Here is a 26,889-nt window from a genome sequence, read left to right as displayed (position 1 = left end):
TCAACTAGATGAACATAAGTATATACTGTTGCTAAATATATAAAATAAATAGGAGGTTATTATTGTATGAATGTCTATGATTATGCCCACCAATTGGCAAGATCCTTAAAAGAAAGCAGCGAATATCAACAATATAAAGCACTGGAGGAAAAGGTAAAATCAGATCCACAATCTAAAAATATGCTGGATGGTTTTCGTAAGCATCAATTGGAAGTTCAAAAAATGCAGATGTTGGGTCAGCAGGTGGAGGAATATAAAATTCAAGAATTGCAAAGCCTATACAATAAATTAGTAGAAAACCCTCTAATTAGTGAATTGTTAGGTGCAGAGTATAGATTAACCCAAATGATGGGGGATATCTACAAAATATTAGGTGAAGCTCTAAATTTAGATATGAGCGGTTTTGAACAATAAATGACAAAAGGTAGCTTTTAGGGCTACCTTGTAAATTTTTGTTGAGGATCATATAATAGATTAGAAAATAAATGGACAAGCTGCCATTGACATAGAAAGCAAAAACCCTAAAACAACAATAGATTTTAAAATGTTATTTGTTAACAAAGGAGTTGTAAAGAAGTGAGTAATATTACAGAAGAATATGTAGAAGAATATATTAGAGAGTTATTGCCAGAAGATAAGGGGTTATTAAAGGAAATACAGCACTATGCTATCGAAAACCATATTCCTATTGTGCACAAGGAAGTAGCAGCCCTATTAAAGGTAATTACTAAAACCTCTAGAAGCAAAAAAATATTAGAGGTTGGAACCGCTATAGGCTACTCCACCATCCTCCTTTGTCAAGCGGCAGGAGAGGATTGTCATGTTACAACAATAGAACGGGATAGTGAAAGGGTAGAGAAGGCTAGAAACAATATAAAAAAGGCTGATTTCACTAACAATATTCAAGTGATACAGGGAGATGCTCAGGAGGTTTTAAACTTCCTAGACAGTAAATATGATCTCATTTTTTTAGATGGTGCTAAAGGACATTATAAGGAAATGCTGAACAATTGTATAGATTCACTAAAGGTTGGTGGCATCTTAGTTTCTGATAATATATTATTTAAAGGTATGGTCGCCAATGATGACCTAGTTATAAGAAGGAAAAGGACAATTGTTAATAGAATGAGGGATTATCTACATTATATATGCAATCACCCTCAATTAGACACCACCATTATCCCTATTGGTGATGGTGTAGCCATAAGTTATAGAAGGTTGGAGGAATAACGATGAAAAAGGTTGAATTATTAGCTCCTGCAGGAGATTTAGAACGATTAAAGGCGGCGGTTATCTACGGTGCTGATGCTGTATATGTAGGAGGGCAAATCTTTGGGTTAAGGGCTTCAGCGAAAAACTTTACCCTAGAAGAATTAAAGGAGGGTATTGATTTTGCCCATCAAAGAGGTGTAAAGGTTTTCGTCACCGCCAATATCATACCCCATAACGATGATTTAAAGGAGCTTCCTAAGTATTTAAAGGAAATAGAAACGATAGGGGTGGATGCTGTAATCGTATCAGACCCTGGGACCTTCGCCATTGTCAAGGAAACTGTCCCTAATATGGAAATCCACATAAGCACCCAAGCAAACAACACCAACTATAGTACGGTAAATTTTTGGCATAGCTTAGGGGCCTCACGGGTTGTACTGGCAAGGGAGCTATCCTTTGATGAAATAGAAGAAATACGGAGAAATATTCCTGAGGACTTAGAATTAGAGGCCTTTATCCATGGAGCCATGTGTATATCCTACTCTGGAAGATGTTTATTAAGTAATTATATGGCTGGGAGGGATGCTAACCGTGGAGAGTGCGCCCATCCATGTAGATGGAATTACTATTTGGTGGAGGAAAAAAGACCTGGAGAATATATGCCTATTATAGAGGGTGAACATGGCACCTACATTATGAACTCCAAAGACCTATGTATGATTGAATATATTCCTGAAATCATCAAATCTGGAATTAACAGCTTAAAAATAGAAGGTAGAATGAAGACCACCTATTATGTAGCTACAATCGTGAGGGCTTATCGCTTGGCGATTGACAGCTATTATAAAAATCCTGAAGGATGGCAATGTTCCCAACAATTGCTAGAGGAAATAAAAAAAGCCAGTCACCGTGACTTTACAACTGGGTTTTATCTAGACAAGCCCGGACATGAAGAACATATTTATGGTGACAAATCCTATGTAAGAGGGTATAATTTTATAGGGATTGTACAGGACTATGACGAAAAAAACCAAATAGCTACTATACAGCAAAGAAATCGGTTTTTTGCAGGGGATAAAATTGAAATTATAGGTCCCCATGAAAAAGTCATTCATATGACCATTGAAGAGATGTGGGATCAGGAAGGCAATAAAATAGAAGTAGCACCCCATCCTAAGCAAATCGTTAAATTTAAAGTACAAGAGAAGCTAGAGCCCTATTATATACTTAGAAAAGAAAGAGAGGAAGAGGAAAGTGAATAGACCGATTCTTATTGGGATTACTGGGGGGACAGGGTCGGGAAAAAGTACTGTTGCCAGAGCCATATTTAAAAGTCAGCCAGAAAAAAATATTGCCATTATTCAGCAGGATTCCTATTATAAAGATCAATCCAACCTAACATTTGAGGAAAGAGTAACAACAAATTATGATCATCCTTTAGCCTTTGATACAGAACTTCTTATTCAACATCTAACTAGATTACTAAAAAACCAATCCATAGACAAACCCATTTATGATTTTGAACAGCATACCCGAAAGAAAGAAACAGAATTAGTGGAGCCAAAGGATATTATTATATTGGAAGGAATTATGCTATTAGAAGATCCAAAACTAAGAAGTATGCTGGATATCAAAATATTTGTAGATACCGATGCTGATGTAAGAATTATAAGAAGAATTGTTAGAGATATAAAAGATAGGGGCAGAACCTTAGAATCAGTAATCGATCAATACTTAACAACTGTAAGACCAGCCCACCTTCAATTTGTTGAGCCCAATAAAAAATATGCTGACATCATTATTCCTGAGGGTGGTTTTAATCAAGTAGCAATCGATATTATTGTGACAAAAATTCAATCTATTGTTAATGAAAGAAGTAAAAGTAAGTAATCGTTTAATCTCCTGTATATTTGGTGATACTACTAAAAAATATGCAGGGGAGTTTTTTATGAGGAAAGAAAAAAGAAACCAGACAGAAAAAGTTTACATAAAAAGATTATTGTTTATTGGAGCTCTCTATTCTATCATTGTTCTATTACTGATAGGCAGACTATTTTACATACAGGTTCTGAGACATGATTTTTATGTAAAAGAAGTTAATCGACAGAGACAATTAAATATTCCTATAAACAGCGGCAGAGGTATCCTTTTTGATCGTAATTTTATTCCCTTAACCGATAGAAACAACAAAAAAATTGCAGTTATCTTTCCTCAATTATTTGTTGTAAATGAGGAGGGTTTAGATTTTTTGAGCCAAATTACTGGGGAAAATCCAGTTCATCTTGGTTATAGAATCGGTTATGCCAGTTACCCCATCGAAATACCAATTACTGAAGAAATAGATTGGCAGGATAGAAGAATTTTAAATACGAGGGGATTATTTATTGTTGACAAAAGACAGCGTTATGAAAATTATCCTGTATTGACCCATGTCATCGGCTATATAAATCAAGTAGACAAGAAAGGAATGGCAGGTCTTGAAAAGTCTCTAGATCATCTATTAATGGGAACCCCTACCCAAATTTTAGCAGCTACATTAGATGGAAGAAAACGTTTTTTGCCTGGAGAAGGATTTTCTGTTGTCAGTTCGCCCTTAGGACAAAAGGATATAAGATTAACCATTGACTATCTCCTACAAAAAATTGCTGAGGAGGTAATGGATCAAGAGCATAAAGAGGGAGCCATTATTATATCTAATGTTGAAACTGGGGAAATATTGGCTATGGTTAGCAGGCCCAATTATAATCCCAATACGATAGCTAAGCATATTGAGAGCAGTGGAGATGAGTTATTTAATAAAGGAATACAAATGACCTTTCCACCAGGGTCTATATTTAAAATTGTTGTAGCAGCGGCAGCGATAGAAAAGGAAATGGTTGCATTAGAAGAGACTTTTTATTGCACAGGGTCGGAACAGATTGGGAATATAGAAATTCGATGTAATGCCCACAATAGAGATGGTAATGGTGAAATTACATTTGAGAAGGCCTTTGCAGAATCCTGCAATTCCGTTTTTATACAATTAGGTCAGAAGCTTGGGGCAGAAAGCATTATAGAAGCTGCTAAAAGATTTGGATTTGGTGAAAAAATAGATATAGGATTGCAGGAAGAAGAAATAGGGAATTTACCTAGTGGAGATCACTTACTAGGACCTGCTATTGGCAACATAGCTATAGGACAAGGAACCATCGAGGTTACCCCCCTCCAAGTAAATCAAATGACACAAATCATAGCAAACAACGGTATGAAAAAAAACCTCCATATATTAAAGGATATTTTAAATAACTATGAAATCCTTGAAACCTTTGATACAAAAGATAGTTATAGGGTATTATCACAAAAAAATGCTAAACAATTACAAAAGCTAATGGAGACTGTAATGATGGAGGGAACTGGAAAAAATATAGGTCAGTTGGCTAAAACTACTGCTGGGAAAACTGGAACAGCTCAAGCAGCTAAAAGGGGCAATACAGTATTACATGCATGGTTTACAGGCTACTATCCTGCAACTCACCCTGAATACGCTATAACTGTTCTTATACAAGAGGGGGGCTCAGGAGGAGCAGTGGCAGTTCCTGTCTTCCAGAAAATACTAGAAAAAATGATGGCAGTAGGCTACTAATGGCAAAATATTAGGCCATGTTAAACATAGATGTTGATATTGTATAAATAAAACTACGACAGAATTCAAGAATTCATAGAATGTAAAAACTAACAATAGCCTTTAACAGAACTAAAAATTTAAAAAAGACCGACACAGACATCCCCAATTTATCAACGTACATGCACATATAGGCATTTTAAAACATATTATTTAAAGTGACCTATTGTATAGGTTTTAAAGGGGGATGATAGATATGTTGGTTTTATTGACAGAGATAGCTACAAATATGATAAAACCATTTCTATTAGGTGTGTCTTATATATCCAGCAACATTTCTTTTCCTCAACCGCTGACGCCGGAGGAGGAAGAAATGTACCTAGAACGATTTGAGGTAGGAGATGAGGAAGCTAGAAATATACTTGTAGAAAGAAATCTTCGATTAGTAGCCCATATTGCAAAAAAGTATGGGAATATCGGATGTGATACCGATGATTTAATTTCCATAGGAACAATTGGATTAATTAAAGGGATTACCACCTTTAACAGAAACAAAGGAACTAGACTAGCTACTTATGCTGCACGATGTATAGAAAATGAGATCCTCATGACGATCCGAGCCAATAAAAAAGTAAAAACAGAAGTATCCCTACAGGATCCTATTGGTGTAGATCGAGAGGGCAATGAAATTTCCTTAATTGATATTTTGGGGACAGAGCCCGATGAGGTGTTGAACGAGGTAGAACTTAAAATACAGATTAAAAAGCTCTATAAAAAAATGGCCAGTGTATTAAAAAAGCGGGAACTGATGGTTTTAGAGCTTAGATACGGCATATGTAATGGAGGTAGTAAAACCCAGCGAGAAATAGCAAAGATGCTAGGGATATCCAGATCCTATGTTTCAAGAATTGAAAAAAGAGCCATAAAAAAACTGTATAAAGCCTTTGACCATAATTAATAAATGAGGAATTATAACATCTAGACAGATTTATAAGTCTAGATATTTTTTTGGGAAAATTTACTGTCGAAATGATAATAAATATAGATTTACTGGAAAAACAAAGCAAAAAAAAGCTAAAAATGTTGAAATTTACTTATTCCCACGGCAATATAATAAAAATAATAACTTTCCCCATGGTAAATTATTTACAACGGTGAAATATTTTCCATAAAATATATGCTATAATAGAAGGAATCTAGAGTTATAAAATATTGTGAAATTCTCTATATGACCTGAGTTCCTCAATAAGTTGGTTTAAATTTTGTAGTTTTCTCAAATAATAACTATAAAGATAATCATGTAAGGAAATGATGAAAATACAATGAGGTGATATTTAATGAAGCTTTTGACACCAGACTTATATGTAGAATCTATACTACATCTAGACCTAGAAAAATTAAAGGCAAAAAACATCAAGGGATTAATCATTGATATTGACAATACGCTAGTGGCATGGGATGTAAAATATGCCAGTGAAAAATCAAAGGAATGGCTATTAAATTTAAAAAAAGAGGGATTTGAAGTATGCCTTGTCTCCAATAATACGGAGGATAGAGTAGTAACCTTTAACGAAGAATTGAAGTTGCCAGCCATACATAGGGCGGTAAAGCCTAGAAGGGGAGCCTTTAAGAAGGCTATGGAACAAATGGGAACACAAATTCATAACACAGCTGTCATAGGAGATCAAATCTTTACAGATGTTTTAGGGGGGAACCGAATGGGTCTCATTACCGTTCTAGTGGTACCTATTGAAAGTAAAGAATTTTGGTGGACAACCTTTGTAAGAAAAATAGAAAGACATGTATTAAGGGTGGTTTTAAAAGATCATAGGGGGGATTAATAAAATGAATACCATTAATGGAAAAACAAAAACCATATGTTTATTAGGGAATCCAGTAGATCATAGTTTTTCACCAATCATACATAATTATGGCTTCCAGCAGTTAAATATGAACTGTGTTTATGTAAATCATAAGGTGGAAGAAAAAAAATTAAGGGAAGCTATAGAGGGAATTAAGGCGTTAGGTTATATAGGATGTAATGTAACCTATCCCCATAAAATAAAAATCATGGAATTTTTAGATGACATAACAGAGGAAGCCCAGCTAATTGGAGCCGTCAACACAGTAAAAAATGAAAATGGAAAATTGATTGGATATAACACCGATGGTCTAGGCTTCGTAAATGGATTAAAGAGAAAGGGTATAGACCTTCATGATAAAAGAATAGTACTATTAGGGGCTGGAGGTGCTGCCAAAAGTATAGCAGTAGCTCTGGCCATTCATTTTGATTGTTCTATTAAGATCTGCAATAGAAGTATCAATAAAGCCATTGAAGTCATCAATGTCCTCAATACCATCAAAAAATCTGCAACCATTAACCATGAGGCCATAACCCCTGAAGAATTACATACAGAAGAAATCGATATTCTCATTAATTGTACCCCAATAGGCATGGTGCCTAATGTAGATCATATACCTTTTGAAGATCAATTAAAACTCCATAGTCATTTAATCGTCAGTGATATTATCTATCAACCCTTTGAAACCAAACTCCTGAAAAAAGCAAAGGAAAACAATTGCAAAATACATCATGGCTTAGATATGCTGATAGATCAAGGAATCTTGGCCTTCGAGATTTGGACTGATGCAAAATTAGATTTTCAAGATTTAAAAGGATTTTTAAAATCAAAAATATATCATGATTAGAAACAACACCCTCATCCACTGCTGATCTATAGACCAATCCCTCCATCCGTAACAGGTTATTCATCTATGTAAAACACCTATACTTAATGGAAATAATTGACAAACAACAAAACCTTAATGTATAATAAAGTAAATAAATATAGGGACAGTCATTAAGCAATCTTTAGAATGGATGAACTGCAGATATAGATGGACGCCTTAAGCTGTAGGGATATAGTGGCGTAACCGGCTAACAATGTAAAATATATTGTTAGCCTTTTTTATTGGAAATATATAAAAAGCTAACAGTTAAATGCTGAAATTTGCTGTAGAAAAAAAATTATAAACGACATATTTTTTCGACATTTATTTCAGAATATTTAATTTATACTAGAAATATCATGCAAATGATGTCAATAGGGCAAACGAACCATGTTTTCAAGTGGGATGTGATGTCTCTATAATTTATATAATGAGTACATACCTATAGGGAGCTGTATACAATGAGCGTAAAAAACAAAAAGCTAGGAGATCTATTAGTAGATGCCCACTTTATTACCCAGCAGCAGCTGGAGGAAGCCTTGAAGCTGCAAAAAACCACAGGAGAAAAGCTAGGAGAAATACTGATTAAAGAGAAGGTCATTAGCGAAAAAGAGATTATAGAAGTATTAGAATTTCAATTAGGTATACCCCATGTAGTTCTAGATAGTTATTATATTGATCCGGAGATACCTAGATTGATTCATGAAAAATTAGCAAGACGTCATACCCTTATACCTATTAAAAAGGATAGGGGAAAGCTAGTGGTAGCCATGGTAGATCCACTAAATATCTTTGCCTTAGATGATATTAAAATAGCAACAGGTCTTGAGGTAGAGCCCGTCATTGCCACCAAGGACGATATTCTTAATGCCATTGGGGTTTACTACGAAAAGGAAAGTGCCGAACAAGCCCTAGAGGAATTTCAAGAAAATTTTAGCACAGAGTCTATAGAGGATTTGGATGAAAAAACCCTCAACCAAATCAACAATGCCCCTGTAGTCAAGCTGGTGAACTCCATTATCCGCCAGGCCATTAAACTAACAGCCAGCGATGTTCATATAGAGCCAGGGGAAAAGAGCTTAAGAATTCGTTTTAGAATAGATGGAGATCTACAGGAAATTATGACCCTTGCAAAGACAAGCCATTCTGCTATTGTTACAAGAATAAAAATCATGGGCAAAATGGATATAGCAGAAAAGAGAATTCCTCAAGACGGTAGGGTAGAAACCAATGTAGACGGTAAAGACATTGATATGCGGATTTCCGTATTGCCAACAGTATATGGAGAAAAAATCGTTATTCGTTTGTTAGATAGAAGCGGAGTTGTACTATCCAAAAGTCAATTAGGCTTCATAGACGAAAATCTAGAGGTTTTTGATAAAATCATTCAAAACCCCCACGGCATTATATTGGTTACAGGTCCCACCGGCAGTGGAAAAACCACCACCCTTTATGCTGTACTTAAGGAGCTAAACAAAATTGATAAAAATATTATCACTGTGGAGGACCCTGTTGAATATCGTCTGGAGGGCATCAATCAGTCCCAGGTAAATGTCAAGGCAGGTCTTACCTTTGCCAATGGCTTAAGGGCGATACTAAGACAAGACCCAGATATCGTTATGATTGGTGAGATTAGAGATGCTGAGACCGCTCAAATTGCAGTAAGGGCTGCTATAACAGGTCATTTAGTATTAAGCACCCTCCATACCAATGATACTGCCTCCACCGTCACCAGATTAGTAGACATGGGAATCGAGCCCTTTTTAATCTCCAGCTCTGTCGTAGGGGTCATTGCTCAACGATTGGTTAAAAAAATTTGTGAAAACTGTAAAATTTCCTATGAGGGTAGCTATAATGAAAGAAAATTACTGGACTTAAATCACGATCCAATCCTTTATAAAGGAACAGGATGTAATTTTTGCAATCATACAGGCTATAAGGGAAGGACCTCTATACATGAAATTATGCCTATTAACAATGCCATCAAGTCCTTAATTGATACTAGACAGACGGTGGAGGCATTAAAAAGAAAAGCAGTAGAGCAAGGAATGGTTACCTTAAGACAAAATGCCACTAACCTTGTGTTAAAAGGGGTTACCACTATGGACGAGCTTATTAAGGTAACCTACAGTCTAGATTAGGAGGATAAGGGAATGGATATTTTTGAATTATTGGATAAAACCCTACAGCTGAAGGCTTCAGACCTACATATTACTGTAGCAGTTCCACCAACCATTAGACTAAACGGACGATTAGTAGCTATGGGGGAAACTAGACTAAGTCCAGAGGATACAGAAAAACTGTCAAAACAAATTCTCACAGAAAAGCAGCAAAACCTATTAGATGAAAAGGGAGAATTAGACCTCTCCTATTCTACCCAAGGTAGGGGTAGATTTAGAGTAAATGCCTATAAACAAAGGGGAAGCTATTCTATCGCCATGAGGGTGGTCCACTCCCAGATCCCCTCCATGGAGGAACTGGGATTACCTCCAGTCCTAAAGGATTTATCCAGAAAAAATAGAGGACTTATATTAGTAACAGGGCCAACTGGAAGCGGAAAATCCACAACCCTAGCTTCTATGCTGGACTTGATTAATGCAGAGAGAAAATGCCATATTCTAACCCTAGAAGACCCTATAGAATATCTACATAAACACAACAAAAGTATCATCAACCAAAGGGAGATCGGAGCAGATACCTTTAGCTTTGCCAATGGTTTAAGATCCGCCTTGAGACAGGACCCTGATGTTATTTTAGTTGGTGAGATGAGGGACCTAGAAACCATAGCTATCGCCATAACAGCAGCAGAAACGGGACATTTAGTTCTGTCAACCCTCCACACCCTAGGGGCAGCCAAGACCATCGATAGAATTATAGATGTATTTCCTCCCTATCAGCAGCAACAGATACGAATCCAGCTGGCATCGGTGCTGGAGGGAATTGTATCACAGCAATTGATGGCAAAGAAGGATGAAAGTGGGCGTGTAGCTGCATTTGAGGTAATGGTAGCCAACAATGCTATTCGAAATCTCGTGCGGGAGGGGAAAACCCATCAAATCCAAACCTCCATTCAAACTGGAATGAAGTTTGGAATGCAGACGATGGATTCTTGCCTGATTGATTTATATAAACGTCTGATCATTTCAAAGGAAACAGCATTGCAATATGCCTTGGATATAGATTATGTAAAAAAACAGCTGGTATTTTAAAGCGATAATAATCCTACAGGAAATGAGGGGAATATATGCCGGTATATGAATACAAAGCCGTCACCACCAATGGTGAAAACATTGAAGGCTCCTATACAGCTAAAACCAAAAACGAAGTCGTGATGATGCTAAAGCAAAACCAAAATTATCCCATCTCTATTAAAGAAGCTGAATCCAAGGATATTCGGGACATGCAAATCTTTAGCAGTGTAAAAACCAAGGACTTATCTGTCTTTTGCCGACAGTTCTATGCCATGCTAAATGCCGGTGTCACCATCATCCAATGCCTAGATATTCTGAGACAGCAGGTGGAGAACAAAAAACTCAAAAAAATAGTAGCAGAGGTCTATGAGGAGGTTCAAAAAGGGTTAACCTTTTCTGAGGCGCTAAAGAAGCACTCAACAGTCTTTCCTCAGCTGATGACCTACATGGTGGCAGCTGGAGAGACAAGTGGCAGTTTAGATATCATCATGGATAGACTAGCTACCCATTACGAGAAGGAAAACAAAATCAACAACAAAATTAAAAGTGCCATGATTTATCCAATTATCCTAACCTTTGTCTCTGTGGCAGTCGTTATCTTTTTATTGACCTTTGTTATGCCAACCTTTTTAGGGATGTTTGAAGGCAGTGGTGTACCCTTACCCCTACCAACCAAGATTCTCCTAGCCATCAGTGCAGGACTTAGGACCTTCTGGTACATTATCTTAATAGGGGCGATAGTTCTCTTCTACGGAATAAAACGATACATCACCACGGAGGATGGGGGACTAAGGTTTGATAGGCTAAAGTTTAGTCTTCCTATAGTCAAGCAATTAAACCAAAAAATTGTGACAGCAAGGTTTTCAAGAACGCTGTCCACGTTACTTGCCAGTGGGATACCTTTACTACAGTCTCTGGAAAATGTGGCCAATGCTGTAGGTAACAAATATGCTGCAGAGGGGATCATGAAGGCTAGAGAGGATGTTCGAAAGGGTGTAGATATAGCCACACCTATTAAAAGAACGGGACTTTTCCCTCCTATGCTGGACAATATGATCCGTATCGGTGAAGAGTCAGGAACTCTAGATGATATTCTGGATAAAACCGCTAATTTCTATGACGAAGAAGTGGACTTTGCCATAGGAAAGATGACTACCCTATTGGAGCCCATTATGATTGTAGTTATGGCAGTCATCATCGGATTTATCGTAATCGCTATGGTACTACCGATGTTTGATATGCTCCAGACTGTACAGTAAAAAAGCCTAATGATAGCAACCTGTATTCCTACATCCCATTATCACCCTAGTGGCGGTGAATAGTGACTAAGGCGTGTAAAATTATAAGGGGATAGGGGAATAGAGGTTTGTATATAAAAAAATAAAATTAAAAGAAGAAAAAGGAGGAAACAAAAATGATTCAAATGTTTACCAAAAGAATGAAAAACAGAAAAGGCTTCACTCTAATTGAACTGATTGTTGTTATTGCGATTTTGGGTATACTGGCTCTGATTGCGGTTCCGAGATTGATGGGTTTTACAGAAAGAGCTAAAGAAAGTGCAGATGCGGGAAATGCTCGAACATTGTATAATGCGATAACAATAGCTTTAGCTGATAATAATGATATCGAATTAACCAATGGTACTCATACTAAGTTGGAACACATTGATGGCCTAGATGTATATTTAGATGAATGGCCTAAAGATAAAAATAATAAGCCACTGGAAGCTGTCGTTGATGTTACTACAGTAGAAGGTGCTCCTGACGAAATTAGAGTAGGAATTTATCGTAACACTGAAAGTGGAGAAGATAAGGTACTTGCTGGTGCTAATACTAGAACTGAATAGAACAACCAAAGGTACAACCAAGGGGACGGCAGAAACTGATTAGTGCCAGGGAAAGCTCCGAAAAATTCTAGTGATTTAATAAAAATTCATTGATTTGAATAAACAAACAATAGTAAGGGTTTAGGCAAATTTATCCCTTCAAACCCTTGCTATTTCCAATAAATTCAACCAAATGCTTAAATTATATGATATAATATAAGCATATAAACCGTTGAAATTTAGGAGGTTTCAGACTATGATGGGTAAAAATAGCGGGCAAGTAGATATGTTTAATCATACAACCAAGGTCACGGTTCCTGTGGTTCAATACAAATCAAGGGAATGTACCCTGTCAAGGGAAGGGTTGTAGTGTGTTCGATTCTTTGTTGAAGAAATAAAGGTGCTGAACATCTAAATTAAACACCTAACAAAATGGGGGTCAGTTGAAATGATTGACCTCCATTTAAGAATTTTCTTTTTAAAATATTTAAATGCCTTAATTATTGAAAATTTATAGACATAGTATTGTAAATAAATATAAATTTCAGATTAAAGTTGTAGTTTAGAAGAAGGTTGAATGGGTAGTGAATTTACCTTTTCAATAGTATTATCAATTATTGAATAGTTTTAAATCTAAAGAACATATAATAGATTAATAGCTTGATTAATTCTTCGTTTTAAACATAATGTTGAAAAATTTGCAAACTAGAAAACAAAAGCATAGCTTTTTTAATAAATTTATTTAAAGTATACTGAAGAAAAATGATGAAGTATTAAAGAACTTTGTGTGATTTATTAGGATATCGATAGTCAGTTAGTAAATTTTATTAAAATTCCGTCAAGGAGGATGAGCTATATGTTTAACTATTTAAGAAATAAGAAAGGCATTGTAATGCCACTTGTAGTAATTTTATTTGCAATTGTAATTATCTTAACTACCGTGACAATAACGGCAGTGAATTTTGAATCAAAACATGGTATCATAGATGAAAACCAAACAAAAGCCTATTATGTAGCTAGGTCTGCAGTGGATGCTGTAAGGGCAGCGATAGAAATTGAAGTTCAAGAAAAGATTAGTGATAGAATCTCAGTAGTTGAGGCCAAAAGTAAAGCCATTGATGAGATAGACAGTGGAGATCCAGATGAAATGGCTGAATATCTTGAAGCATTAAATCAAGCAGTGCTGGATCTACAAAATGCACAATATGAGTACAACTTAGGGTTAGATTTTATAAGGAATCATGTATTGCCAGTGGGTGGCACAACACATACTGTTGAAGGAATAGTTGGAGCTGACACAGGTGATATAGTTGTTAATGTTATTCCTGTCTCTGGTGGTTATAAACTTCAGGCTTCTGCAACTGTAAATGGGAATACTGCTAGAGCCGCACTAAAACTAAATTTTGATACAGATAACGAAACCTATTCGATACTTATTAATTCTGAAGAAACCACATCAACATGGGAAGAATATGAACTTCCAGCAAATCATCCTGCATCCTTTGGAGATGCATTTTACTCTCATAATAATGTAAATCTTGGAAACAATGTTGACTTAACGAAGTCAAATGGTACTAAAGCCAGTGGACGATATGAAGGCATAATTAATATTGGAAATAACAAATTAGGAGATTTTTCACAAAGCGAGCCAACAGATCCTATAGAACCAAAAGAATTGTTACCTGTTGATATATCAACAGATTCTCGTTTTGAAGATTTAAAGACTACAGACTTGCCACCAACAATAAGAGCGATAGATAGTGGATATTATGGAAGTATTGCATTAGGACATAACAAACATTTTACGGTTGATACTACAGAAGGTGATGTAATCCTAATGCTTAATAGACTTGAGTTTGGTAATAACAATAGCTTTCATGTAACGGGATCAGGTAAGTTTTATCTTTATATCTATGATAATAGTAAAAGTGATGGAGGTATTACCTTTTCCAGTGGTAACAAACCTACATTTACTCAAGACAATATGTCTGGTGGAGCAATTCCCCTAACTTATATAATTATTGATCAACCTGAAGATGATCGAGATGTTGAAAATAATAAAATTATTGTTAGAAACTCCATCAAATTATATGGCTACTTGTATGCTCCCTATTCAAGTTTTCAATTTCAAAACACTAAAAACAGTGAACCTGTAGTTCATGGTAGTATTGTCGCTGGAAATATATCAGGTGGCAATAATATTGGAATTGTTCACATTGACCCGAGCTCTGGCTCAGGCGGTAGTGGGGGAGAAGGTTCCACAGGTTATAACAGGGTTGATACAACTACCCCAATACAAATTGTGCACCATTCTGTTACTGTAGCAGTGCCAAAACCTGATTCAATGAAGGTGTTTTGGTTGCCTCAATAACAGCTTGGCAAATGAGTTATTAGGAGTGATAATATGAATAATCCTAAGAAAAGTGAATCGGGTTTGACTTTAGTTGAAATTATTGTCGGATTAGCATTACTTGGAATAATCGTTGTAGTGATAGGAACGGTTTACACTAGTAGTGTGCTGTTGGCTGTACGTTCTGGTGGCAGAACAAAAAATGTCTCTGATGCTGCAACTATTGCAGAAAGTGCTATATCTGGTTATAATCAAGCTGAAATCGATGAACTAATTGCTAATGATTTTCCCCACTCTATCACTGATTATAATAGAGTAGATGACAAATTGACAGTGAAATTTGGTACTTCTATACATGAAACTGAAGTTGATGTTGACAAAATAGTCATTAAAAAAGAGGAAACAGTTAATGATGAAGTCGTGGAAACAGAAATTTATGTATATAGAGCATATAACCGCACAGCTGATTAGAGTGGATAATATTTATAACGTTGCTGTATATGGATAGAGGGGTGTATCAAACTTGAAAAGTATATGTTCAATAATAACAAAAATTAAATATAATTCTAATAAGGGCATCACCCTTGTAGAATTGATTATAGTCTTAGCACTTATATCGATAATTATGACATTGACCTATTCTCTTTTTCATTTCAACAGTCAAACTTATCGGCTAGTTGATACCCGAGTAAATACTCAGAATGAGTTTAGATTTATGCTTGAGTATCTAGAAAAACAAATAGGAACTGCAACAAGGATAGAACTTCTCGGAAGTGAAGAAGCTGATGTATCTGATGGAAAAATGATATTTGTTAATACTGATGATTCTGTAGGCAATTTAGTGTCAAAAGAGGGTATGGTTGTTTCCAAAATTAGAAATTCAAACCTTTCTGATTTATCAGTAGAGTTTTCTATATCAGGAAAAAATGTCAGAGTAAAGATGGAGGCTTCTGATGGTCATACGATACAAAAGGAGATATTTCCTCAAAATACTACTAATATCATTGGAACCGTAGGTAATACTTACTCGTACTTAAAAGTAATACCTGTGACAACCTATTGATAACTTATCAAAGAAGTAGAATTACAGAAAACATACTGTGATTATAAAACTACACCCACAATCTAAAGAGCTTTATTTTAGCAACTCAATAACTGAAATTACTAAACAAAACTACTGAGTCAATCTTAATGATTGGCTCTTTTTATTTAATAGGAAAAGTAGGACTTTCCTATTAAATAAAAAAGACCTATATAGGTCTTTAAAGTTGATTATTTACCACTTTTATAATAGCTTGTTCCAAGCTCTATTGGAATGGCTATGTTTTCTATTCCAATTTGTTCTATTATTTTTCTCTTTTTGATATTAGGTTCACTTGGATTTAATGTTTTTATAATTCCATTAGCAATAGTCTCAAATATGTGATAGGGCATACCTATTCCCATTTCATTATCATCCCATTTGGCTGCGAATCTCGTATTTGCACATAATAATGATACATTTATATCATTATTTTCATAGGGCGTGGCTGTACATTCTGAACATACCCCTTGATTACCAGTGAATTTAATATTTGTAGGAATTCCACAATCATATGAGTATCCCTGTACTATCCTCATAGCTTGATAAGGATTGGTAATCATGATAATCACATCAGGTTTTATTTCTATCTCTTTCAAAGGTCCTACTACAACACCATAGATTTTATGATCAACATACGTTACATTTCTTTGCACATTTTTTGCAATTCCAACACTTCTGTACATATTGAATGAATGATAAAGCCTCCCCGATACTACTTCATTATCTACATCCATTAGCCCTAAGGCCCTGGAAGATGCTTTACATAAAAAATTATCTGAATTTGCTTTGAAAGACTTACCTTTTGAAGCAAGTTTTACAGTATTACAATAAGACATTTTATAGTTTACTTGTTTTATATCTAAGCTATCAAATTCTTCTTTTGTAAAAATAAATTTAATGCCTACTATATTTCGAGAAAGTCCCAGTGTATAGTTTAATTGTTTGATGATATCCTTATGACTCAATTATCTCACTCTCCATCTTTTTAAATTGTATTTAATAAGTTTACCATTCTATCGTCTAAAAAAAGTCTATTAAAGATAGAAGAAAAGGGTGTCAGGCACTTAAATTACTAACTTATTGAACAAAAAAAGTCAATCTTAACAGGTCGGCTCTTTTTGTGTGGAAAAAATCAAAGGAGAAAGACATATATCATATCCAATCTTATGATAAATGATAATAAAATTAATAAAGGAGGACAATATCAATGATAAAAATAGCCCATGTAGAAGAAGCTAAAAGACTAACAGAACTACCACACAAGGTAGTAGAGGTAGTCAGAGAACTGGTAGAAATCTTAGACAGTGAGTATGGAGAGTACGGGGATGTGGATGGTGGAGAAAACTACACCAACACACTAATTCTGCTAAACAGTGACTAATCGGTTTCCCTAATCATTCCTGAGGGCATTACACCTAAGAAATTACTAAAGGAGGCAATCATCAATTACATGGCAAATAAATTTTTAAAAAACAGTTAACATAATAAAATACCTATCACTCAAAACTGAAAAACTATTACTTAGCCTAGAGATTACCAAAAGAACACCTCTTTGTCCCCCTAGGGACAGGAAAGTATACCTAGGATTTTTTATGCCCCAAAATGGGGGGTAAGACAGACAAAATTTTTCGGTAAGAATGTACACAAGGGACGATCTTGTTGAAAAAAGAGGTAAATCCCACTAGAAAATTTTTGGTGAACTCAACTTAAAAGAGATTGTCAGAAGTTCCAAAAGATTCAGGATAAAACATTTCTTAGAAAGAAAGTGATCATTTGAAAGTGTGGGAAATGAAATTTATCATATATAATGTTATCATAAATGATAACATTATTAATAAAGGAGGACACTATTAATGATACAAATAGACCCTGCAGAAGAAGTAAAAAAACTATTTCTTTAAGCTAATAATTTACAAGCTTTAACTAGGAACAACAGGGTTTCTTATAAAACCATAACAATAAATAAAAACGCTTTAAAATATTGAAATAACAACAATTATTTGCCCAGAAATGACTAGCGAAATTTATTTGCATAGGACTTTTGGCTAATTATAATATTATTAATGTCCAAAGAATATACTACATTAGAATAACATTTATACTACTTTTGGCTAGTATCATTTATACCTAAGGATATAGAATAACAAGATATTTATTACTTACCAAGCAATAGGGAGCTATGAAGTATGACCTTTATTTGGACACTTAGGTCACATGGAGCTGGTAGTGTAACCGACCTCTTGTAAATAAATTATCAATGGGAGGGGAGGGGAGGAGTGCTTATGATTAAGTATGGATTAACTAACTCGTGACATAAAAGTAAAGTTAATCTATAGGTATAGCTTTAAATTAGTTTTTCATACATTTATAGATATACTGACCTAAGGAAGGGCAAACTGCTCAAAAGAACAGGACGCAAAGCCTAGAGTCTAAGGTGCAGATGGTATGATAACGATACCTTTGCCACTATGATAGTCTGGTTGCTGATTATAGAATCGTTATTCTAATACAGATGATAAATCAAATCTAAACTGTTTTGCTAATATGCTAATAAAGGTATAAAACAATGAATCTATATGAGATGAAAGAGGGGAATATTATGAAAAAGAGATTATTCAGCATTTTACTAGCTGTTATGCTTATTTTCTCACTAGTTCAATTTGTTTTTGCAGGCACTGAAGATTGTACTAGTCCAAAAGTCAACCCTACTACGGGGAGCTATGACAGCATCCCTATATTAGGACCAAATCCAATTCCTAGTAGCCTTGAGGCTCCAGAAGGCTGTATATTAAAAGCTTTTAAAATAGATTTAGATGAAAACGAATTAGTAGACGGCATATATAAAGTCGGAGATGATGATACTGCAAGTACAGATCTTAATTCAAAGTTTCAAGTAACAATCACAAATAATGGAGATACATTTGCTTGGGCATCAACTATGCCAGTATTTCATGTATATGTAAAAGGTGGAAATCAAGGTGGTAACTTATACAGTTATTATCCTAAATATCCTCAGGGAGTTTACAATGACTGTGGGTTAAAACAACCAGCTAATAATCCTAACAATACTGGCTCAGGCTGGAGTCATATTACTTTCTACTATTGTGAAAAGCCTATGTTCTATGAAGAGACAGCTTGGGCTTATGGTGGGAATATTGCAAGAAAGTTTACATCTATTGAGGGCTTAAATGCAAACAACTGGGGATGGACCAATGGACCTATTAGTGAAGGTGAATATGTATTGAAATTGTGGGCTGGTGCTGGTCAAAATAATCTTGATAATGGAATTCATGTTGGAAATGTTATAGTTGATTATAAAGCTGGTACAGTGATTGTAAATTATGATATATTTAGTGGTTATGCACTTCAAGAAACCCATCTATGGATTGGGAACCAAGAGCTTCCTTCAGACCGTCGGGGTCGCTTAACCAATGCTCCTGGTCAATTGGGCTTTAAGGTAGGGGAAGAATATAAATTTAATGGCGATATCTATGTTGCTGCCCATGCTGTAGTAGGTATTCCCGCGGTAGATTAGGTGACTGTAATCAAAACAAGAAAAACCCTTCTATAGGGAAGCTGACCCTACAATGCCATTAAGTACCAGAGAGGATTAATAGAATACTTCAAATACTATCATACAACACACAAGTTTTTGTTGCATATACTTATAATAAGGAGTTGTATGATTATGAAAAAAAATCGTTTTATCTACTATGGTATATTTTTACTAACGGTTTTTGACATAGCTTTTACGTCGATAGGATTACAACTGGGGATTATAGAAGAGGCAAACCCTATCATGGATTACTTTATTCATTTATCCATGATCCTATCCATAATCGGTGTGGTATTATATGTAGGAATAGCGATGATTTTTTTATACAAAGTCAGGTCTAAAATACCGTGGTTATCTAAAGCCCTCATGGGATTAACGGCTGTAAAGCTTTGGATAATGGTACTGCATGTTAGATGGGTAGCTTTATATTTTATCTCTTAATAATTCAGGGTCAATCCTTAGGGGTTGACTCATCTTCATTCTGTTTCTCCTGCAAAGCTCGCCAAATAGAGGAATAGGTAAGACCATCCACAATCGTGCCTTGAAACTCTTCATAATTTTCATAGATAAAATCATAAATTCTTTGAGGACTAGTGGTATTAAGGACTTCTGTTAATCTATAAATGGCTTTTTTAGTAGTAGGAGTTAATGCCTTCTTTTTTCTAGTAGCTTTATAGGCAATGATGTCTTCCATATAATCCTCCCAATCATGAAAAATATAGGCATGGGTAGTCTTATCACCAGACTTTCCTGTAGGGGATGGGTTATCCTTTAAGGACTGTATATTTTTTTCCATGATATGGACATACCTACTTACTGTTCTTCTATCGATATTCAACTTAGCTGCAATCTCACGATAAGATAATTTTTCAAGAAAGTGATATTTAAAAATATCAATAAGCAGTTCTTTTTTCACAGGATAACCCCCCTTTTTATTTCCAAGTATATCATAACAATAGGTGGGGATGAAGGATATTTTTCACTAATTATGTACAACAAGAAAGGGTTTTAAGGATATTGGTACATAGTTAGTGAAAAATAGAGGAAAAAAATCGTGGTTTTTCTATGAAATCCGAGGATGTATAGGGATTATTTTTACCAGTGATGCTAGATAGCCTATTTAAAAAACGTTGAATTTCAACAAGAAACAATTTTTACTAAGCCTTACTAAGACTGGGGGGTATATGTCTAAACAAGGCTTAATTTGTCAAGCGAAATATTATTACAACATTATACGATATGTGAAAATATGGTATAATATTGTAATATATGTAAGATTATGGTTGTTGTGTTGGACTGTTTTTAAATTTATGTATACTATTTTGTATTAATGTCTGTAAATCACATTAAACCAATTAATACTAAAGAAAGGAAAGGATATTGTGATTATAATTATAATAATGGTTGGTCTCCTAATCGGTTCTTTTCTCAATGTCTGCATTTACCGTATTCCTAGGGAGGAGTCCATCGTCTATCCCTCATCCCATTGCCCCAGCTGTAGCACTTCTCTGAAGCCGAAGGATTTAATACCGGTATTAAGCTATATGGTCTGCAGGGGGAAATGTTGTTACTGTCGAGAGGAAATTTCTCCCCGCTATCCCTTTATTGAGTTGTTTAATAGTGTCCTTTATGTTTTATTATATATACAATTTGGACTATCCCTGCAATTTATGGCCTATGGAGCCCTGGCTAGTATATTGCTTGCTATTAGCATGATAGATTACTATCATCAGATTATTCCTGATGGTATGGTGATTTTGATCTTCCTTATAGGGTTGGTTTATAAAGCAGTTCATATGTTGCTTTATGATACTTCCTTCCCCCTCCTTAACAGCATAGGGGGACTCTTAATGGGAGGAGGATTTTTTCTTCTGATTGCTATTATTTCTAATGGTGGCATGGGTGGTGGTGATATCAAGTTGATGGGGGTGCTGGGTTTTTGGCTGGGATGGAAAACCACCCTACTGATGATGCTTTTGTCATTTCTCATAGGGGGAGGCCTTTCGGTTTTACTGCTGGCTTTTAAGAAAAAGAGTAGAAAGGAGGCTGTTCCCTTTGGTCCTTTTATTGCTCTAGCCGCCTTTATCACCATCTGTTGGCAACGGGAAATTTTAACGTGGTATATAGAACGATTTTTCAATAACCTATAAAGGAGGAAAAGACTTGGAAAAGAATGTTTTCAAAATGTGGGAAAAAGAAATGCTTTCCATTGATATCGGTAGCCACAGTATAAAAATGGTTGTAGGAAAGTATGAAAAAAACACCGTTACCATCAATAAAGTGGTAACGATTGAAACGCCTATTGATACCTTTTATGATGGAGAAATAATTGACATGCTCCCTCTAAAGGAGGCTATTGCTGGAGCTTTACATAACCATAGAATCAAGGCCACCAAAACAGTATGTACCCTAGAGAGTACCTCTATCATAACGAGGGAAATAGATATGCCGGCTGTAAAGTATGAGCAAATGAAGGGTATGCTGGAATTTGAAATTGAACAATACCTTCCTATCGAAATAGATCAATACATCATTCAATATAAGCTATTGGAAACCTTTAAGGACGGTGAACTGGAAAAAACAAAGGTACTGGTGACGGCTCTTCCTAAGAAAATAGCAGGGGATTATCTTCATTTGATAGAGTCCTTAGGGTTAAAGCCCATAGCTTTAGACATTCACTCCAATGGGGTAGACAAGGTTTTTGCTGGGTCGGTGAAGATTAATGGGGTTAATGATTTTTCTAATAAAACCATAGCAATTATTGATTTAGGTCACACCCAGATTAATATTATCATGATTGAAAAGGGTATCTTTAAGTTTAATCGCTTGTTAAAGGTGGGGGGAAAGGATATTGATGCAAATATTTGCAATTTTCTTGATCTCTCCTTACAAGAAGCTGGACTCAGGAAGAAAGAAATTAAGGATATCAATGAAGGTGATCATCACTTTACTGCTGCTGGTAGTGAAGGGGTGGGAGAAGAAATAGCCAATGGTTATTTAGAAAAGGAAACAGAGGATTTTTCTTCTACTTCTCGACTGATGAACATTGTAAAAACCAGCATTGATAACTGGGTTGGTGAGATAGAAAAGGTATTTAAATACTACACTACAAGAAATACAGGAAACGTTATAGATGAAATCTATATCTATGGTGGTAGTGGTGAATTGGGAGGAATGCCTAGCTATCTGGAGGGGACCTTCAACATACCTACTTACAAAATAAATGCTATCAGCAATCTAAATAGAGAAAACAACGGAACCAATATCAATATAGCCTCCTATGTCAATAACATTGGGGCTTTGATAAGAAGATAGGGGGGAAAAAGGAATGAGGGATTTAAATTTTTTTGAACCCTATGTAGCAAAACAAAGGGGAATAGAAAAAAAACAAAAGGTCTTCTATAGTATATTACTGCTATTGGTGTTGGTAGTTATATCCTTTCCAGCTATTAACTTCATAAGGATAAATAATATGGAGAAGGAGATAGCTTCTATTAATGCTATTTTAGCAAGACCTGAGGTTATAGAGCAGATGCAAAGGATAGAGTATAAGGAGTCTAGGGTAGATACACTGGAAAACCAGCTACAACTATTGGCTAATATAGATCAGGGAATTGAAAACTTAGATATTATTAATGAGCTATTGGTTTATGGAGTTTTTGGAACGATACCTGAAAACCTATTTTTTCAATCTATGAGTATTACGCCAAATTCCATGACCATACAGGGTTCCGCCAAGGATAAGGGTTCCATTGCTGAATTTGAATATAATCTCCGTCTAACCCAAGCCTTTGATGAAATATTTATACCTTCTATTACTATAAATGAAGGCATCTATAACTTTGCTATTCAATTCAAAGTAAAGGATGTGAATTAAGATGAAGCTGACGAAGAGAGAGAAACGGGCTGTTTTTTTTCTGATGGCAGTGGTATTTCTAGGAGCATATTACTATTTTCTTCTAACCCCTCAATTGGCAAAGCTTCAGGATGCAAAATATGAAAAGGAAGAAGCAGAAGAGAAATTAGCTGAATATTATATTGCTGTTAATTTAGAGGAACAGCTGGATAAAACAATCGAAGAACTCAATCAAAAAGTTAAGACGGCTTCTATTAATTATTTTCCTAACATCCAGCAGGAGGAAATAATTCTTTTGATGCAGGATTTTTTAGATGCTCCTGAACTTCAAGTATCCTCCTTGGCATTCTCCCAGCCTAGGGTTGAAACCTTAGGAGAGGCTTCTTTGGATGCTATGGGGTTAAATATAGCCTATGAAGGTGATTATCAAGCCTTAAATGGTCTGTTAAAAAAGATGTGGGATTTTCAAAAAAAGATTATCTTTAATAATATCAATATCTCCAGTAAAGATGAGGGATTACTGACTGGAACCATTGGTTTAGATTTTTATCATTTGCCTGATGATGTTGAAGCTGAAGGTCTTTATGACTGGTACTTGGATCAAAATTATAAAAAGGCAAATCCTTTTAGGGCTGGTTCTTCTGAAAGAGGCGGTTCTGCAAATTACATATATAAGGCTGGGGAGTCTCTATTATTAATTGATAGAAGGTATAAGGCCTTTGAGGATATCCAAGGCCATTGGGCAGAGGAGGAAATAGATGCCTTTGGAGCTATGTACTATATCCGTGGAGATAGGGACGATTGTTACTACCCAGATGACAGTATGACAAGGGGAGAGTTTCTTCTACTTTTGGATAAGGTCTTTAAATGGACAGACCCAGAAGAAAGTGTGGATTTAAGTAAGTTTGAGGATTATGAAAACCTTGGTAACTATGAAAATGCTATTGCAAAGGCTATCTATAAAGGGTTTTATAGTGGCTTTATTGTAGGATATGCCGACAAAACTTTAAGACCTCAGGCACCAATTACCTATCAAGAGGTTGAAATTGTAATGAGAAAGGTTTTAGAGGACCCCGGATTTCAGTGGAAACAGATTGGTGAAGAAATTCTAAGGGAAAAAGGAATCCACTCAATAGGGGTAGATAATATAGGTCACTATATAACAAAGGCTGAAGCCATATATTTGTTGTATCACCTTTAATACATTATGATAAAATTTAAAAGGATAATCGATTTCTCCTAAGAGAAAATTGATTATCCTTTTTAAATTTATACATATTTTTACAAATATTTATAAATTTACCACAAATAAGGGAGGAAAATAGGGATTTTAAAAGAATATTATAGAATATTATAAAATATTATAATATTTATAAAATAGCATATCCCTCTAGGTGGAGGATTAGAGTAATGAAAAATAAGAAGGGTTTTACCCTAATAGAGCTGTTATTGGTTTTAATGATGATGGGGATATTAATAGCTTTAGTTCCTTTAATAAATCGAAATGTATATGATAGGTTTCTATTAAGGACTACGGCAAATGAAGTAAAGTCTGCCCTTCATCTTGCTCAGCAGTTGAGTATAGATGAGTCTAGAGAGTATTGTGTTGAACTAATTGGTAATAAGCTAAGGGTTCGAGAGCAGGTTTTATTTGGTAGAGTTGTATTGGTGAAGGAACTAAGTCAAAGAGTAACCATATCCCCTGAGTCCCATGAAAGAATTACCTATAATCGTGATGGGGTGACGGCCTATGGACAGTTTGTTTTTACCAATAGTAAAAAAGAGAAGATGAGGATTCAGGTGGATATAGGTACAGGAAAAGCAAAAATCATACAGCAAAAATAAGGGGATTGAGGCGTTACCATGGATAGAAGGGGTATGACCCTAGTAGAAGTATTAATAGCTCTATTAATATTAGGTCTTATTGCACAGATCACTTTTTCTTTGATGTTTCATGTTAATAGGGTGACCTTGATGACTACGGAGGTCTATAATATCAGCAGGATGGCCCAAAGTATTTTGGAAGAACTGAAAACCCTAAATAACAGAACAGAGGGAGATATTTTTCATGAATTTTTAGATAAGGATACGATTTTTTATGTTGACAATTACCAGGTACAGCTGAGGATTCATTTTCTAGATAAAGAAGTCCCCCTTTATCAAATTGATTTACATGTAAGGGATGAAATCCATCATCTAAGCTATAGCCTCTGTAGCTATATAAATGCTAAGGGAGATATTAACCTATATTTAAATGGCTATAAGGAGCTTTCAATAGAATTGAAGGAAGATTAAAGGATTAATAGAGCTACAGGGAGGTGGCTTTAGATTGAATCAATATCTCCATGATAACAGAGGAGTTACATTAATAGAAATAGTGGTTTCTATTACATTGATTTCTATCGTGATGATGGCCTTAACCACAATATTTATTTATAGTATAGGTAGCTATAGTAGACAGGTGGATGAGATAGCAGCTAAGCAAAAGGTTCAATTTGCATTGAATTATATAGAAAAAAGGATAAGGGAATGTGACCAATATCAAATTACTTATCATAGTAACAATCAGACCATTGAAGGTAGAGATTTTGAAGGAAAGAAGGTTTGGATTGATTTAAGTGGGAGAAGACGAAATAGCTTTAATACACTGCTATATTTCTATAGGGATAGAGGTGAATTAAGGGTGAATAAGAAGAATGAAAATAATGTATTAGTAGATGGTATCAGAGACATCCTTGTTAGAGAGATAGTTGAAGGGGAGTTGTTGGAAATAGAAGTAATTGCCCATAAGATAGATTATTCTGTGAAACTACGACTAAGTTTGGATTATAGGTAGAGAAAGCATGGAAAAGGGATTAACAAATAAAAGAGGATCTATCGTAGTAAATGTTTTTATTATTGGATTGATCATTTTTACTTTAATGATTTCTGCAGTAACCCTTGTTGCCAATGATTATCAAAGGGTAGCCTCAAGTAGTCATAGTATAAAGGCTTATTTTCTCGCTGAGTCGGCAATGGAGGAGGCTTACCATGAGATTTTGATTTTAGTTGACGATGTTGTTGTTGAGTATCTAGAGGATTTAAAGGAATATAAGATGGATTTTATTAATAAAATGAAGGAAGAAGAAGTTCATCCCAATGAATATCAACCCCCTCAATTGGGGGACTATCTACAGGATAGAATGTTAGTTAACCTAGCTTTCTATAACAAAATAGTGGAAAACCCCTTTCATAATTATTCCCCATATCACTATTATAAAAGGAGCTTTACGTATGATTCCAACCATAATACTATTGTAATTGAGGTAGTAGGTGTGTATAATCAGGCTAGAAAATTTATTAGAGGTGAGGCTAGACTCCCTATAGCATACAACAAGGTCAAGGATAGGTATAATCTTCCTCAGGTTGAGGTTGTTTCCCTAGAAATGATTTCATCCTATCAAACCTACGGAGGATATGAAGATACAAGCAAATAAAAGGAGGG

General features: G+C 35.2%; 28 protein-coding genes, 1 pseudogene and 2 riboswitches. Of the genes and pseudogenes, 27 read left to right on the top strand and 2 right to left on the bottom strand.

All coding sequences use genetic code 11. The annotated features are described in order from the left end of the window. The first annotated feature begins 66 nt into the window (after positions 1-66). From BLS22_RS07350 to BLS22_RS15360, 16 genes and pseudogenes are all read left to right on the top strand, one after another. Positions 67-414 carry a YlbF/YmcA family competence regulator gene (locus BLS22_RS07350; RefSeq protein ID WP_090552901.1) on the top strand — a complete coding sequence of 116 codons (348 nt, stop codon included), beginning with the start codon at positions 67-69 and terminating at the stop codon, positions 412-414. A gap of 162 nt (positions 415-576) precedes the next feature. Next, complete coding sequence (locus BLS22_RS07345) at positions 577-1,230, top strand: O-methyltransferase (RefSeq protein ID WP_090552898.1); 654 nt, start codon at positions 577-579, stop codon at positions 1,228-1,230. A 2-nt stretch (positions 1,231-1,232) separates the two neighbouring features. Then, on the top strand, positions 1,233-2,474 hold the full coding sequence (locus BLS22_RS07340) for a peptidase U32 family protein (protein ID WP_090552895.1): 1,242 nt from the start codon (positions 1,233-1,235) through the stop codon (positions 2,472-2,474). Continuing rightward, positions 2,467-3,102, top strand: a complete 636-nt coding sequence (gene udk, locus BLS22_RS07335; RefSeq protein WP_090552892.1) for a uridine kinase — start codon at positions 2,467-2,469, stop codon at positions 3,100-3,102. Before BLS22_RS07340 ends, udk begins: the two co-directional genes overlap by 8 nt. A 58-nt stretch (positions 3,103-3,160) precedes the next feature. Beyond that, positions 3,161-4,834, top strand: coding sequence for a peptidoglycan D,D-transpeptidase FtsI family protein (locus tag BLS22_RS07330; protein ID WP_176762092.1), 1,674 nt, complete (start codon positions 3,161-3,163; stop codon positions 4,832-4,834). Between the two features lie 235 nt (positions 4,835-5,069). Further along, positions 5,070-5,771, top strand: coding sequence for an RNA polymerase sporulation sigma factor SigK (gene sigK / locus BLS22_RS07325; RefSeq protein WP_330386490.1), 702 nt, complete (start codon positions 5,070-5,072; stop codon positions 5,769-5,771). Between the two features lie 379 nt (positions 5,772-6,150). Then, the gene (locus BLS22_RS07320; RefSeq protein WP_090552883.1) at positions 6,151-6,654 is read left to right on the top strand and encodes a YqeG family HAD IIIA-type phosphatase; all 504 of its coding nucleotides are present in this window, start codon (positions 6,151-6,153) and stop codon (positions 6,652-6,654) included. Between the two features lie 4 nt (positions 6,655-6,658). Beyond that, the gene (gene aroE / locus BLS22_RS07315) at positions 6,659-7,522 is read left to right on the top strand and encodes a shikimate dehydrogenase (protein WP_090552880.1); all 864 of its coding nucleotides are present in this window, start codon (positions 6,659-6,661) and stop codon (positions 7,520-7,522) included. A gap of 482 nt (positions 7,523-8,004) precedes the next feature. After that, positions 8,005-9,684, top strand: a complete 1,680-nt coding sequence (gspE, locus tag BLS22_RS07310) for a type II secretion system ATPase GspE (RefSeq protein ID WP_090552878.1) — start codon at positions 8,005-8,007, stop codon at positions 9,682-9,684. Positions 9,685-9,696: 12 nt separating this feature from the next. After that, positions 9,697-10,752: a type IV pilus twitching motility protein PilT gene (locus tag BLS22_RS07305; RefSeq protein ID WP_090552876.1), complete on the top strand. Its 1,056-nt coding sequence runs from the start codon at positions 9,697-9,699 to the stop codon at positions 10,750-10,752. Positions 10,753-10,787: 35 nt separating this feature from the next. Continuing rightward, positions 10,788-11,993 carry a type II secretion system F family protein gene (locus BLS22_RS07300; protein ID WP_090552874.1) on the top strand — a complete coding sequence of 402 codons (1,206 nt, stop codon included), beginning with the start codon at positions 10,788-10,790 and terminating at the stop codon, positions 11,991-11,993. Between the two features lie 155 nt (positions 11,994-12,148). Further along, entirely contained in the window at positions 12,149-12,580 is a 432-nt protein-coding gene (locus BLS22_RS15490; RefSeq protein ID WP_090552871.1) for a type II secretion system protein, read from the top strand. A gap of 835 nt (positions 12,581-13,415) precedes the next feature. Next, positions 13,416-14,930: a DUF7305 domain-containing protein gene (locus BLS22_RS07290; RefSeq protein ID WP_090552868.1), complete on the top strand. Its 1,515-nt coding sequence runs from the start codon at positions 13,416-13,418 to the stop codon at positions 14,928-14,930. 33 nt (positions 14,931-14,963) lie between these two features. Continuing rightward, a complete protein-coding gene (locus BLS22_RS07285) occupies positions 14,964-15,380 on the top strand; it encodes a type II secretion system protein (RefSeq protein ID WP_090552865.1) in 417 nt (138 codons plus the stop codon). 52 nt (positions 15,381-15,432) lie between these two features. Then, positions 15,433-15,543 (top strand): annotated as a pseudogene (locus tag BLS22_RS15610) (pilus assembly FimT family protein); the annotation flags it as partial. Positions 15,544-15,624: 81 nt separating this feature from the next. Further along, on the top strand, positions 15,625-15,972 hold the full coding sequence (locus BLS22_RS15360) for a hypothetical protein (RefSeq protein WP_244269493.1): 348 nt from the start codon (positions 15,625-15,627) through the stop codon (positions 15,970-15,972). Between the two features lie 209 nt (positions 15,973-16,181). Here the strand turns inward: BLS22_RS15360 and BLS22_RS07275 are convergent, their stop codons facing one another. Further along, positions 16,182-16,958 (bottom strand): DUF169 domain-containing protein, encoded by a 777-nt coding sequence (locus BLS22_RS07275; RefSeq protein ID WP_090552859.1) that lies wholly within the window; start codon positions 16,956-16,958, stop codon positions 16,182-16,184. Positions 16,959-17,200: 242 nt separating this feature from the next. Between BLS22_RS07275 and BLS22_RS15080 the strand changes: the two genes are divergently transcribed. The 3 genes from BLS22_RS15080 to BLS22_RS07265 all read left to right on the top strand — a co-directional run bounded on the left by BLS22_RS15080 (position 17,201) and on the right by BLS22_RS07265 (position 19,990). Next, positions 17,201-17,374, top strand: a complete 174-nt coding sequence (locus BLS22_RS15080; RefSeq protein ID WP_176762091.1) for a hypothetical protein — start codon at positions 17,201-17,203, stop codon at positions 17,372-17,374. Positions 17,375-18,156: 782 nt separating this feature from the next. Beyond that, positions 18,157-18,240: riboswitch (cyclic di-GMP riboswitch) on the top strand. A 133-nt stretch (positions 18,241-18,373) separates the two neighbouring features. Then, positions 18,374-18,481, top strand: a riboswitch (cyclic di-GMP riboswitch). Between the two features lie 111 nt (positions 18,482-18,592). After that, positions 18,593-19,528, top strand: a complete 936-nt coding sequence (locus BLS22_RS07270) for a hypothetical protein (protein WP_090552856.1) — start codon at positions 18,593-18,595, stop codon at positions 19,526-19,528. A 153-nt stretch (positions 19,529-19,681) separates the two neighbouring features. Then, entirely contained in the window at positions 19,682-19,990 is a 309-nt protein-coding gene (locus tag BLS22_RS07265) for a DUF5658 family protein (protein ID WP_090552854.1), read from the top strand. Positions 19,991-20,000: 10 nt separating this feature from the next. On the opposite strand, the gene BLS22_RS07260 is transcribed toward BLS22_RS07265, so the two are convergent. Then, complete coding sequence (locus BLS22_RS07260; protein ID WP_090552851.1) at positions 20,001-20,465, bottom strand: sigma factor-like helix-turn-helix DNA-binding protein; 465 nt, start codon at positions 20,463-20,465, stop codon at positions 20,001-20,003. Positions 20,466-20,931: 466 nt separating this feature from the next. Here BLS22_RS07260 and BLS22_RS07255 point away from each other — a divergent pair, with 466 nt between their 5' ends. The 8 genes from BLS22_RS07255 to BLS22_RS07220 all read left to right on the top strand — a co-directional run bounded on the left by BLS22_RS07255 (position 20,932) and on the right by BLS22_RS07220 (position 26,881). Next, complete coding sequence (locus tag BLS22_RS07255; protein WP_244269492.1) at positions 20,932-21,699, top strand: prepilin peptidase; 768 nt, start codon at positions 20,932-20,934, stop codon at positions 21,697-21,699. 13 nt (positions 21,700-21,712) lie between these two features. Further along, positions 21,713-22,864 carry a type IV pilus assembly protein PilM gene (pilM, locus tag BLS22_RS07250; protein ID WP_090552849.1) on the top strand — a complete coding sequence of 384 codons (1,152 nt, stop codon included), beginning with the start codon at positions 21,713-21,715 and terminating at the stop codon, positions 22,862-22,864. Positions 22,865-22,877: 13 nt separating this feature from the next. Further along, positions 22,878-23,426, top strand: a complete 549-nt coding sequence (locus BLS22_RS07245) for a PilN domain-containing protein (RefSeq protein ID WP_090552846.1) — start codon at positions 22,878-22,880, stop codon at positions 23,424-23,426. A 1-nt stretch (position 23,427) separates the two neighbouring features. Then, complete coding sequence (locus tag BLS22_RS07240) at positions 23,428-24,606, top strand: S-layer homology domain-containing protein (RefSeq protein WP_090552843.1); 1,179 nt, start codon at positions 23,428-23,430, stop codon at positions 24,604-24,606. A 209-nt stretch (positions 24,607-24,815) separates the two neighbouring features. After that, positions 24,816-25,250: a prepilin-type N-terminal cleavage/methylation domain-containing protein gene (locus BLS22_RS07235; RefSeq protein WP_090552840.1), complete on the top strand. Its 435-nt coding sequence runs from the start codon at positions 24,816-24,818 to the stop codon at positions 25,248-25,250. An 18-nt stretch (positions 25,251-25,268) separates the two neighbouring features. Next, entirely contained in the window at positions 25,269-25,700 is a 432-nt protein-coding gene (locus BLS22_RS07230; RefSeq protein WP_090552836.1) for a prepilin-type N-terminal cleavage/methylation domain-containing protein, read from the top strand. Between the two features lie 34 nt (positions 25,701-25,734). After that, the gene (locus tag BLS22_RS07225) at positions 25,735-26,241 is read left to right on the top strand and encodes a PilW family protein (protein ID WP_176762090.1); all 507 of its coding nucleotides are present in this window, start codon (positions 25,735-25,737) and stop codon (positions 26,239-26,241) included. Positions 26,242-26,248: 7 nt separating this feature from the next. After that, a complete protein-coding gene (locus tag BLS22_RS07220; RefSeq protein WP_090552831.1) occupies positions 26,249-26,881 on the top strand; it encodes a hypothetical protein in 633 nt (210 codons plus the stop codon). Positions 26,882-26,889 lie beyond the last annotated feature (8 nt).

Origin of the sequence: Natronincola ferrireducens (assembly GCF_900100845.1) — a bacterium.
In the GTDB taxonomy this organism is placed as follows: Bacteria; Bacillota; Clostridia; order Peptostreptococcales; family Natronincolaceae; genus Natronincola_B; species Natronincola_B ferrireducens.
Note: the sequence above shows the minus strand (reverse complement) of the source record. Positions and strands in the feature narration are given on the sequence as shown.